Source organism: Secundilactobacillus malefermentans DSM 5705 = KCTC 3548 (assembly GCF_001436395.1).
GTDB classification, from domain to species: Bacteria; Bacillota; Bacilli; order Lactobacillales; family Lactobacillaceae; genus Secundilactobacillus; species Secundilactobacillus malefermentans.
In genome coordinates this window covers 1-11,655 of sequence record NZ_AZGJ01000056.1, presented here as the reverse complement: position 1 = coordinate 11,655, position 11,655 = coordinate 1, and the positions used below count along the sequence as shown (strand labels likewise).

The following is an 11,655-nucleotide window of genomic DNA, read 5'->3' as shown; positions in this document are numbered from 1 at the left end:
GCATTAAAAGGTAAAGCACCATTTAATTCTTCCATATGTTTTTCCATCCTTATTTTTTGATGATCATATTAATAGCTTGCTCCACTTTCTGTGATTGTTTATCTGAATCTAATTCCGGATTATCTAAACACGACTTCAAATTTTCAGCAACAATTATTCCCATAATCCGGTCAACACTCGATCTAACAGCACTTAATTGGGTGATTACATCAATACATTCTTTTTCTTCTTCAATCATTTTCTGAATCCCACGCATTTGACCTTCTGCGCGCGTTAAACGATTCAGAATACTTTTATCACAAGTCCCCATAGGTTAATTCTCCTTTCCACGCTGACATCCCCCCCATTACATTGACTACTTTATATCCTTCACTACTTAAAAAATCACAGGCCATTGCTGAACGTCTGCCAGATTGACATATAACATAGTATTTTTCATCTTTATTTAACTGATCGATATGTTGTTCTAATCCGCTTAAAGGAAGAGCTTTAGCGGATGGAATATGCCCTCTTTCAAACTCATCGGCTTCTCTAACATCAACAATTGTCAATGATTCTGTTTTGGACTTTTGATAAAATTCATCTACACCAATTGAACTAAACATAGTCTACATCCTCCAATCTCACTGCTTTATATAAAGAAAATGCACCATCTAAGTTTTCTACTTTAAATCCAGCTTGTTTTAAAATTCTCTCGCCGACATAACTTCTCAAACCACTATGACAACTTATGATATATTCCTTTGTTGGATCTAATTCAGAAACACGGCATCGTAAATCATTTAGCGGAATATTAATTGCTTCTTTAAAACGCCCATTGGCTAATTCGCTTTCTTCTCGAACATCCAATAAGATCTTTCCTTTAGCGAGTTCGTCTGTCAATTCATGCCATTGGATCGTGTTACTTAATCCTTCAATCTGATTTAAAGCGACATACCCAATCATATTGACCGGATCTTTTGCAGCTCCAAATGGTGGTGCATAAGAAAATTCTAATTCAGGTAAATCAAAAACAGTAAGCCCGCCTTTAATCGCTGTAGCTAGAATATCGATACGCTTATCAACCCCTTTTTCACCAATTCCTTGAGCGCCATAAATTTCACCCGTTTTGGGATTATACATTAATTTTAAAACTATTTCTGTCGCTCCAGGATAGTAACCTGCATGATCTTTTCCAGAGATATGAACAACTGCCACATCAAGTCCAGCCAGTCTAGCAACACGTTCACTTAACCCTGTGGAAGCAGCACTCAAACCAAATACACGAACAATTGCCGTACCAATACTTCCTTTATTTTTGCGATTCAATCCAGCAATAACATCTGCTACCTGTCTGCCTTGTCGGTTAGCTGGAGAAGCCAAAGAAATAAGGGCATCTTCACCAGTGATTTGTTGCTTGACTAAAATCGCGTCTCCTACTGCATAAATATCTGAAAGATTCGTTTGATAATTATTATCAACCAAAATTCCTCCACGTAATCCTAATTTGATTCCTGCATCTTTTGCTAAAGTATTTTCAGGTTGAACTCCTACTGACAAAATAGTTAAATCTGATTGCAACTCAGTTCCATCTTCTAAAATAACTAATTTTCCTTGATTTCTAAATTCTGCAGCCGATTGAGAAGTAATCACTTCTACTCCTTTGCTAACTAATTCATTTTTAACAAAAGCAGCCATTTCTTCATCTAACGGAGGCAAAACATGAGGGGCTTTTTCAATAAGAGCTACTTCCAAGCCACGTTTTTTTAAATTTTCTGCCATTTCTAACCCAATGAATCCAGCACCGACCACAATTGCTTTTTTAGGATTTTCCTGATCTATGTTAGTCATGATTTTATCCAAATCTGGTACATTTCTTAAACTGTAAACATTCGTTGCTTCGGCTAATCCAATAATCGGTGGAATAAATGGTTTGGCTCCTGGGGATAGAATCAACTTATCATAAGATTCTGTCGTTATTTGACCACTGTGTTTAATTGTGACCGTTTTATCCACGGGATTGATTGCTATCACTTCATGATGTGGTCTCACATCTAAATTAAAACGTGCACGTAAAGCCTCTGGTGTTTGAACTAATAAACTTTCTCTCGCTTCAATTTCTCCAGATACATAGTAGGGTAATCCACAATTGGCAAATGAAACAAATGGCCCCTTTTCTAAAACAACAATTTCAGCATCTTCCATTAATCGACGTAATCTAGTCGCAGCTGACATTCCTCCAGCGACTCCACCTACGATAATAATTTTTGTCATAATTATTTTCCTCCTCTTATTTGACCGGTCCATTGGCTCATGCCACCACGAATATTTACTACGCTATAGCCTTTTTTTTGTAATATTTTTGCGGCTTTTTTACTGCGCATCCCAGATTGACAAATCACATAAACTTCCTCAGTCAAACTTCCTTTATAGCCATCGACCTTATTTAGCGGAACGTTTTTAGCTTTCGATATATGCCCTGACCGGTACTCATTTGGTGTGCGTACATCAAGTAAATGAATTGTGCCTTTCATTTTTTCTTGCAACTCAGTTACTGAAATGCTTGCTACTGTATTAAAAAATTTAAACATACTATTTCCCCCTCGTATTATATAAATATAGTCATTCAACATTCTGTAAATAATTGTTTCATTGTTGGACACCGCATGATAACCTCTAATTGTCATTGGCATTGGTCAACTGGTATAGGTTATTTCCTCCTGTAGTTAAACTACTCTCTAAGGCTGCCGCCCAGGCAATGTTCTATAGTACCAACCACATGCTGTACCGATTATTCAATTCAACTAATTTGAGTAGAATTAGCGTAGCTTTGAATTAAATAACCCATGAGTACTAATATTGCGAGGATGTACTTAGAGATTGTAATTAGGGGCTATCATGCAGTGTCCAACTTAAGACCAGACAATTTAAATGAAAGGAGGCCAACCAATGAAATTATTTGTCGGTATTGATGTAAGCTCCAAAGATTTACAAGTCGCCATTATGTCTTCACAAACAGCTCAAGAATTACTTTTTTCTGGTTCTGTTTTAAATGACTTGAATGGCATATCTGAATTGAAACAAAAAATCTTAACTCTGAACCAACAAAACCATTATGAAAAAATTGTCATCGGTATGGAATCGACTTCCATCTATAGCTTTCATCCGGCGATGTTTTTCCAACTAGACGATGATTTAAATCAGTTTAACTTAGAGACAGTCGTTTTAAATCCCACTGAAGTTAAACGATTTAAAAATATTTTTGAAGAAAATAAAAATGATACGATTGATGCTTTTTACATTGCCGATTTTCTGCGCTTAGAACGCTATTCCGTAGGAATCGTAAAAGAGGAACAGTACATTGCCTTACAACGTTTAACCCGTTCACGATTCCAACTAGCAGCTAATCTAACTGAATCTAAGCAGCACTTCATCGAAAATCTTTATTATAAGCTTAATAAACTCGTAGTTGATAAGCTAGACACCTCAATTTTTGGTGCTACGATGATGAATTTATTGTCTGATGAATTCACCATTGATGATCTCAATGCCATCCCGGTAGAAGATTTAGCGGCTTACCTTAATAAGCAAGGACATGGACGTTTCGCAGACCCACAAAAGTTAGCGAAAGCCATTAAAAAGGCCGTCCGTGGTTCTTACCGATTGGGTAAAGTAATGCAAAATTCCGTCGATATTGTGCTATCAATTTACACTTCAGAGATCAAAACATTTACCAAATTAATTAAGCAGCTGGATGATGAAATCACCAAAATGATGACTGTCATTCCTGAAGCTGCAATCCTGCAATCAATTCCTGGTATTGGGCCAGTGTATTCTGCTGGTATCATCGCAGAAATTGGTCAAATTGATCGCTTTGACAATCAAGCTAAATTAGCAAAATATGCTGGATTAACATGGAAACAATATCAGTCTGGCAACTTTACTGGTCAAGTAACTCGAATGACTCATTCGGGTGATGTTTACCTTCGGTATTATCTAATTGAAGCTACCAATTCGATAATTCGCTATGATGAAACCTTTAATCGTTACTTTACCAAGAAACAACATGAAGTTGCCAGAACACCAAGAAAACGCGCCCTCGCACTTACCGCACGAAAATTAGTCAGGGTGATCGATAAACTACTCCGCGATCATCAAATCTATCGAAAGGAGGAAATGGTATAGGTGAATAAACGAATTTAACACCTATTATCTCTTCTCAAGATTTTAAAAATAAAATCTTCGAGGTTTATTTAAGTGCATCATTTTTAGCTCTTACCACCTCTTAAGTTTGGACATTGGTAAAATTAATCTATTGACTTAATACCACATGTCTTATTAAAACATCTCAATATACCCCTTAAGGTATACTAAACTACGAGTCCAATTAAATGTCAACTTAAATGTCAACAGGATTTATTTTCTAATAAATAAACGCAGTGTTTTCACAGCAAAACTTGACTTACATACCATACCCATAAAGGGTATATTTTTCTTTGTATATAAAGATAAACTATACGTATCAATATTCGTTTAATCTGTCTTACTCTCTTTATTTTCTATGGGGTAAATTTGCTTCTGATTTTTTAAGCCAACCATCAAAATCTTTTTTAGTACCCTCATAAACATCATATGCGCTTGGATATTTTTTTTGAAATTCACTCTTAAAATCTTCGAACGAATAATCATCTGGCAATGAATTTCTAACCTTTTCAAGTTTTTTATTAATCCCCTTAACCAGATTTCCCTTCTTTCCTTTACCTAAATAAATAGGATTTCCATGACTGGTTACGCCTAATGCTTGAGCAGCACGAAACGCCGTTTCTTTCACTTTAAACACTGGGTCATTTATAGCAAGTCTAGCAAGTATATCTTTAGACTGCTTGCAATCATATTCTTTTAAAACATTTACAGCAGACAAACGTTCACGCCAACTGTTTTTATTATTTGCTTTCTTTTTCAACTCTTCAATGTTTCTTGGTGTTTCTTTTATCATAAATATCACTCCTACTTTAATGTCCAAGCAACTACATAGCTATTGCTTTTTAATCAAACAAATTTCAATCATTCTAAAGCAAAAAATACACACTGGTTACAAGAAATATTTCTTCCTATACAAGTTTTCTGTATAATAGACCAAGCAAGAAGTTTTCTTGCAATCTGCCTTATTTAAAATATTCCAACATCCAGTTGAAGCTTATATTTTAAGCGTCAACTGGATGTTGGCGTTTTATAACCTAGTTATTTTTGTGATGGAGTTTCAATTACTAATATTAAGTGTAAAATATGGTTCACCATTAAACTATTACATGATATAATGTAATAGTTGGTCGTCACATAATTGTATTACAAGGAGGATACGCATGATAAAAGTAGACTGTTGTCCGGATAAACCAGAATTAGCTAGCCGTGATTTACTGAGTGAAGAGAACGCAAGTGAGATCGTCTTACTTTTTAAAGTTCTATCCAATGATACAAGATTAAGAATTTTACATTGTTTAACGCGCGAGCCTAAAATATCAGTTGGCAAGATTGCGGCTAGGCTTAATATGAAAACTGCAGCTATTTCTAACCAGTTGCAGCGATTAGTTGATCAAAAAATTGTGAAAACTGAACGTGATGGAAATTTCATCAACTATGAAATTATTGATGAATGTACTGCTATTCTATTAGAACGTGCTTGGTGTTTAGCAGAAGACACAGGTAAAATTACGGGTTAATAAATATGTGAAATGGGATGTTGCTATGATTAAAACCATTATAACTGGTATTGTGCTATACGCCTCCACCGCGATTGATTTATTAGTTATTCTGATGTTATTATTTTCAAAATATCGGTCAACAAAACATAAGCAACAAATTTATATTGGTCAATTTTTAGGTTCATACACATTGATAGCAATCAGTCTTTTTTTTGCGTTAGTACTTCACTATGTGCCTGCTAAGTGGATTCTTGGATTTTTAGGTTTAATACCGATTGGCTTTGGGATTAAATATATCCTGAGTGACGAAGATGAAGCCGCTGAGGTTGATGAAAAAATCGAACAGCGAAAAGACAAAAATTTGATCGCAACGGTTGCTTTAATCACCGTTGCATCTTGTGGCTCTGATAACATTGGACTTTTTGTGCCTTACTTTGTATCGTTAACAATCGAACAACTAATAACGACGTTTATTGTTTTTACATTCTGTATCTTCATACTTGTCTATTTGGGTGATAAATTTTCGCGTGTGAAGATTGTTAAGAAATTGTTAGATAAATTTGGTAATTGGATTATGGCAATTATTTATATTGGATTAGGCATGATGATTATTTTAGAGAGTGACACAATTTCACATCTTATTAAAATACTTTTTTGAAAAAATAGGATATCTTTTTTGTTTATATAGAGGTGTTATAGTGGCATCAGAGAATTGGTTACTTGCAAAAAAATTGTTTCGAATTACGGGTGTGGATTCTACGTAAAGTCAAGTATATTAGGACTCTAAAGTTTTAAGGGCGGTGGCTGTCTTTTCCCTTGAGAGGTGAGGCCCATGGGAACATGGAATAATCTTCAGAAAGGTTTCACAGTCAATGAGCGTCTTCCAGACACTCTCGTTGATGTTGCTGTTTGCAATGTTTATTTTGGCGTTGCTAACATACATCGACAAAAGGAACAAATAAAAAAGCCGCCCTGCGTAACTTTGGTCGGTTACAGGGCGACAATGTAGTTTTGTAATCTAGGCCACCGCCTTTAAAGCGGCTTGTATGGGAAGTCCTGTTCCAGCGGGGCTTCCTTTTTCTGTCTTTATTATAGCATGCCCTTTAAAAACTGGCTAACGTTTCAGACTTTGATCAGATTCAGGATCAGGTTGTTTGATTTTCGGATTCTGTTTAGCAAATGCTTGTAGCTGCTTTTGCGTTCGATCACTAATTTCCTGGTGCACATCGGTTAATTGATTTTTTAATTCTGATTTTTGTTGTGGATTAGTTGATTGCTTAACTTGCAGTTGCAAGCCTTGATAGGACTTATTAAGATCCTGGGCTGATAGCTTTTTTAAATCATGCTCAGGATCTTTTTGGGCTTCTTGTAAGCCTAATTGTTTGGTTAACCCGTCACTAAGCTCAATCACTTTGTTGCTAACTTGCTGGATTTCACTTAAAGCACTATGGATCACGGCTTTATCTTTCGCCCAGGTAGCCACATAACCGAGTGAATATTTACTGGTATCAACGCCAATGTTTTGCATGGCGACATATGCAACCGCCTCGGCCTGGGTTTCCTGATAGGCTCGTGGCCGATCTTTAAAGGCTGATTTTAACCCGTGTAGCTGGCTATGTGCATATTCGTGATATAAAGTCTTTAGTTTCAAAGCATTGTCGGGCTCATCGCCACCAATAACGATTTCACTAGTGCTAGGTTGAAAATACCCCTTAGCCCCATTTAGCGTCGCTAAAGGCACTTCACTGACTTTAAGGTCGGGTTGCTGGTTTAAATAATCTTTGAACGCGTTATACAAGCTCGTTACATTCTGATGATCAGCCAAGTTTTCTTTGACAAAATCTTTAGCACTTAACACTGGTTCACCGCTAGTTTGTGACACATCAAAGACTGGTAGATAACGATAACCGACAATAGCCCGATCATCGGTGGTATCAAGGCGCTTTTGCTCGGCTGGTGTTAACTTCTTAATAATTGGGGCCGCAATCCGAATCGCTTTTGCGCCCCGGTCGACGGTGCGGTTAAAAGCCGTCTGCCATTGCTTAAAACCGGCGACTTGAGTGGCTTGAGGATTTTGCGCATAAATTAAATCAATGTTTCTGACGCTATAATGATGAAATTTAGCCAGGGTATTGAGGTACCTTTTAAATTGGTCACTATCGGTTAATTTTAGGATTTGTTGTTCAGCCTGGGCAACTAATTGTGATTTCCAGGCTTTAACATCTGCTTTACTTGGCATTTTTTAACCCTCCTCATCTTCAAAAATATCATTCAATGTTGGCAATGATCTTATTTGAATCGGGGTCGTGCCATAAAGGGCAACGTAGCCATCGGCTAATTTTTGCCAGGCCACTTGATAATAGGCCCCGTTACCAGTAATTTCTTTTAAATACTTGTAGGTTCCTTTAGTCTGCAAAACCGGTAATTCACTCCCAATGACTGTTAATTCGTTATCCATTTCATGATCTCCTTTGCTTTGCTAATCTCACCCGTTGTTTAGGTTTGCTTTGGGGGTTGTCAAAGTGAACCTAAACAACGGGTTCACCAACCGGAACAACGTGAAGGGCGGTAGGCAGGTTCTAATCAAAATCAAAACTTAATTTATGGCCCTCAAGCTTTAACTTGGCGTCAAACGACTTTCCTTTTTTACTCTTGAAACCCTTTAATTTGCTGGTTTCTCCCTTGGTGACCAACGCTTTAATTGCGGTCTTACCGAGGGCCTTACTGCTCCATTTCTTGGGCAGGGTAAAGTCTTCGCCTTGCGTAGGCTTTACAATGTAAAACTTTTGTTTATTTAACACGGTGGCTTGCGGTGTTTCTAAGAATACTTCGGCGGCTTTTTGGGCTTGCTGTTGGTGATCGATTTGTTGCTTAATGGCTGCACTGCCAGTCAATTGCGTGGGAACATCAGCAATCAATTTTGCCACGAACTTTTTGATTTGGTTCAAAAAGTTATCCGGGGTGCGTTCTTCGGTACTGATTTGTTGTAACGCTTGCTCCCATTTTGCTGTCATCTCTGGGCTAGTTAACAAGGGTTCGAGTTCAACCGCTTTACATAAAGTAATCCCCGCTTCACTGACGTGGAGCTTGTTCTTTTCAGTAACTAAATAGCCGCGCTTCTTTAACACTTCCAGCACATTTGCCCGGGTTGCACTCGTTCCAATGCCTTGCACATCTTTAAGAATCGCTTGGGCTTCTTCATCATCAAGTGTTTTACCGGCCGTCTTCATTGCCGTAATTAAGGTACCTTCGGTAAAGGGCACCGGTGGTGTCGTTTCTTTTTGCGGTGTTTGCAGATTTGCTTTAACCTGATCGCCCTGATGAACGAGTGGTAAGGTGGCTGTTTCTTGCTGGTCGGCTTTGTGATCATCAAATAAAGCTTACCAGCCTTGCTTAGTTGGGACCTTACCGGTTGCTTTAAAATTGGCGGCACCAACTTGGGTGATAATGGTGGTTTCCTCGTACTCGTACGGATCAGCAAACATCGCTAACGTCGTTCTTAAAACCAAGTCATAGACTTGTTGCTGTAATTTAGGTAAGCTGGCTAGTTTCTCTTTAGTCGGCACAGCTTTAGTCATGATAATGGCGTAATGTTCTTCAACCTTTTTCCCATTGACGTAACGTTTATTTGGGGTGGTATTGGTTAAAGCGACTGGCTTAGATACCAAACCCAGATACTGCGTCAGATTAGCCACTAAATAATCAAATTCTTCATCAGTGATATAAGCACAATCGGTGCGGGGATAACTGAGCAGTTTGTCTTCGTATAAGCTTTGAATAGCCGCTAAGGTTTGGCTGGCGCTGGCGTGATAACGTTTATTCATGGCACTTTGGAGACTAGATAGCGAGAATAGTTGGGGACTAGCTCGTTTTTTGCCTTGCTTTTGGACGTCCTTGATTAAACCGGCCTGTGAGCCTTTCTGAACGTGTTTAGCTTGCATGAATGTTATTAGCCCTGTTTCGTCTTTAAATCGCTGATAGGGGTCTAATTTTGCGAAGAATTTTTGCTGATTGGCTAAAATTTCAGCATTTAGTTCAAAATAGGGTTCCGGCTTAAAGTTTTTGATTGCCTGGTCTCTTTGATAGACCATATACAAGGTTGGCGTCTGCACGCGACCAATTGAGTACACCCCACGCACCCCATTTTTCCTCAACAATAAAGTATATAAGGGACTACCATTCATACCGATCAACCAATCACTAATTTGACGGGTTTGTGCTTCTTTATACGCCAAATAGTCTTTGTGCCAGTCACCAAGATTTTTAAAGCCGGTAATAATGGCGTCTTTTTCCAAACTATTCAACCATAGCCGCTTAATGGTCTTCTTTTTAACGTCAATCTGGGCTTGGCTCATGATCGACCAGGCAATATTAGAACCCTCTCGGCCACTATCGGTGGCAACAATAATGGTATCGGCCTTCGTTAACAGGTCTTTGACGACCTTGAATTGATCTTTTTTACTAGCTGACACCACAAACTTGTATTTGTTGGGGAAAATCGGTAAATTAGATAGGGTCCATTGCTGGTATTTCTGATCGTATTTATCCGGTGTGGCCAGTTCAACTAAATGTCCGAGACCATACGTCACAAGCGTATTTGCGGGCAAAACAGGGTCACTAACCGTATAGTAACCCTGTTTTTTTGTGCTCTTTTGAAAGGCTTGGACGTATGAACGGGCTTGACTGGGTTTTTCAGCTAAGATAACAGTGGTCATGTTCATTCACTCCTTGTGATTAAGTTTTTGATCTAATTCTGTTTTACCTTGTTCAGCCGCTTTCAACCAAGTTTCACGGCGCAATTCTTGTTGTTGCTCTATCGATTGTTGCTTCAAATAATGTTGATACCGGTTGATGGCTTTGAGATCTGCATAGGCTGACCAACGGAATAATAAGCCACCCAGCAGTAAAACTAAGGCCATTAGCGCAGTTCCTAAAAAATCGGTATGGTTCGCCGTGAAAAGCTCTTGGTATAAATCCATTAACATGAGGTAAATTCCCATTATATAGAAGACCATGCTAACTAAGTTATCAAAATAGTAAGACAGCTTAGTCCGCCGTGAAGGTGTTGCAAAAGGGTCGGTTCGCATATCTTTTTTGGCTTTTTCCAATAACCAGTGTGCGATTTTCTTCATAACTATTTTTCCTCCTAGTGGCTACGGAAATAATTTTGAAACATTCTCATGGCACCCATACCAGCACTCTTAGTCACACCGGTTGAAGCCCAAAAGTCTTTAACGGCGTCAGGTGTCTTGACCACCAGAAAACCGAATCCGATTGAAGCAATAAAAGCAATAAACCCGTATTTAGCCATATTAGTGAAACACCATACTGATAATGATATACAAAGCACCTGGCTAATAATGGAGGCATTGTAATAAATGTACTTCTTCCACCACGTGCCACTGTAATCAAAACTTTCAGTCGCCATGCTCATTGCAGCTAAAGGAATCGTCAGGTTGTACCAAGCCATATCAGCCACAAACACACACATCTTGATAAAGAACACGACGGTTACGACAGTGAAGATTAGCAGAAACAAAATCTGTAAGGGTAGCGAAATGCCAACATCTTTTAGCCCAGGGGCTTTATTCATGCCGGTAATTGATTTAGCAGTGAATTTCTGATCAGAACTAAACATATACTTTAGCAGGGGCAAGGTAATTGAACCTTGAATAAAGCCCTGTAAAAACACCAAAACCGGAATCACGGCCGCTGATTTAATCCCGTCCATGATGATATTAGCCCAAGTAACATCGGTACTTTCATCTGCCTCTTTTAGAATTGTCATCACAATGCGGCCAAGGACGACCACAACGACTAACGATGTCGCAAAGGATTTGATTTTACATTTAGATTACAAGTGCATGCCCCCATCTTCATGCCGATTTCTAGTTTGATGTTGCCGCTGCTTTTTCGTCATTTCCCACTCAGTCTCCTTTAAACCTTGCGCCTGTTTTTGCCGTTGGTAATCTTC

12 protein-coding genes and 3 pseudogenes are annotated in these 11,655 nt (G+C 38.4%); 4 read left to right on the top strand and 11 right to left on the bottom strand.

Features of this window, described 5'->3' with window-relative positions; all coding sequences use genetic code 11:
• Positions 1-49: 49 nt before the first annotated feature.
• From FD44_RS08760 to FD44_RS08745, 4 genes are read right to left on the bottom strand one after another with little or no spacing between them, the layout of a single operon-like run.
• On the bottom strand, positions 50-310 hold the full coding sequence (locus FD44_RS08760) for a metal-sensitive transcriptional regulator (protein WP_056973885.1): 261 nt from the start codon (positions 308-310) through the stop codon (positions 50-52).
• Positions 297-605, bottom strand: coding sequence for a rhodanese-like domain-containing protein (locus FD44_RS08755; protein ID WP_010620809.1), 309 nt, complete (start codon positions 603-605; stop codon positions 297-299). The genes FD44_RS08760 and FD44_RS08755 overlap by 14 nt, the downstream gene beginning before the upstream one ends.
• Entirely contained in the window at positions 598-2,253 is a 1,656-nt protein-coding gene (locus FD44_RS08750) for an FAD-dependent oxidoreductase (protein WP_017866940.1), read from the bottom strand. The genes FD44_RS08755 and FD44_RS08750 overlap by 8 nt, the downstream gene beginning before the upstream one ends.
• 2 nt (positions 2,254-2,255) lie before the next feature.
• Positions 2,256-2,570 carry a rhodanese-like domain-containing protein gene (locus FD44_RS08745; RefSeq protein ID WP_004271064.1) on the bottom strand — a complete coding sequence of 105 codons (315 nt, stop codon included), beginning with the start codon at positions 2,568-2,570 and terminating at the stop codon, positions 2,256-2,258.
• Between the two features lie 358 nt (positions 2,571-2,928).
• Between FD44_RS08745 and FD44_RS08740 the strand changes: the two genes are divergently transcribed.
• Positions 2,929-4,164 carry an IS110 family RNA-guided transposase gene (locus FD44_RS08740; protein WP_056973883.1) on the top strand — a complete coding sequence of 412 codons (1,236 nt, stop codon included), beginning with the start codon at positions 2,929-2,931 and terminating at the stop codon, positions 4,162-4,164.
• Between the two features lie 367 nt (positions 4,165-4,531).
• Here FD44_RS08740 and FD44_RS08735 read toward each other — a convergent pair whose 3' ends face one another.
• Positions 4,532-4,975, bottom strand: coding sequence for a hypothetical protein (locus tag FD44_RS08735; RefSeq protein ID WP_016526921.1), 444 nt, complete (start codon positions 4,973-4,975; stop codon positions 4,532-4,534).
• 367 nt (positions 4,976-5,342) lie between these two features.
• Between FD44_RS08735 and FD44_RS08730 the strand changes: the two genes are divergently transcribed.
• From FD44_RS08730 to FD44_RS10870, 3 genes are all read left to right on the top strand, one after another.
• Entirely contained in the window at positions 5,343-5,699 is a 357-nt protein-coding gene (locus FD44_RS08730; protein WP_010579429.1) for an ArsR/SmtB family transcription factor, read from the top strand.
• A gap of 25 nt (positions 5,700-5,724) precedes the next feature.
• Entirely contained in the window at positions 5,725-6,339 is a 615-nt protein-coding gene (locus FD44_RS08725) for a CadD family cadmium resistance transporter (RefSeq protein ID WP_010579428.1), read from the top strand.
• Between the two features lie 214 nt (positions 6,340-6,553).
• Positions 6,554-6,643, top strand: coding sequence for a putative holin-like toxin (locus FD44_RS10870; RefSeq protein ID WP_072672334.1), 90 nt, complete (start codon positions 6,554-6,556; stop codon positions 6,641-6,643).
• A gap of 152 nt (positions 6,644-6,795) precedes the next feature.
• On the opposite strand, the gene FD44_RS08720 is transcribed toward FD44_RS10870, so the two are convergent.
• From FD44_RS08720 to FD44_RS08695, 6 genes and pseudogenes are all read right to left on the bottom strand, one after another.
• Positions 6,796-7,920 (bottom strand): ArdC-like ssDNA-binding domain-containing protein, encoded by a 1,125-nt coding sequence (locus FD44_RS08720; protein ID WP_056973881.1) that lies wholly within the window; start codon positions 7,918-7,920, stop codon positions 6,796-6,798.
• A 3-nt stretch (positions 7,921-7,923) separates the two neighbouring features.
• Positions 7,924-8,139 (bottom strand): hypothetical protein, encoded by a 216-nt coding sequence (locus FD44_RS08715; RefSeq protein WP_010620903.1) that lies wholly within the window; start codon positions 8,137-8,139, stop codon positions 7,924-7,926.
• A gap of 121 nt (positions 8,140-8,260) precedes the next feature.
• Positions 8,261-10,396, bottom strand: a pseudogene (gene topB, locus FD44_RS08710) (DNA topoisomerase III).
• A gap of 6 nt (positions 10,397-10,402) precedes the next feature.
• Complete coding sequence (locus FD44_RS08705; protein ID WP_002825296.1) at positions 10,403-10,813, bottom strand: hypothetical protein; 411 nt, start codon at positions 10,811-10,813, stop codon at positions 10,403-10,405.
• 14 nt (positions 10,814-10,827) lie between these two features.
• Positions 10,828-11,517: pseudogene (locus FD44_RS08700) on the bottom strand (conjugal transfer protein TrbL family protein); the annotation flags it as partial.
• 18 nt (positions 11,518-11,535) lie between these two features.
• Positions 11,536-11,655, bottom strand: a pseudogene (locus FD44_RS08695) (nicking enzyme TraA protein); the annotation flags it as partial.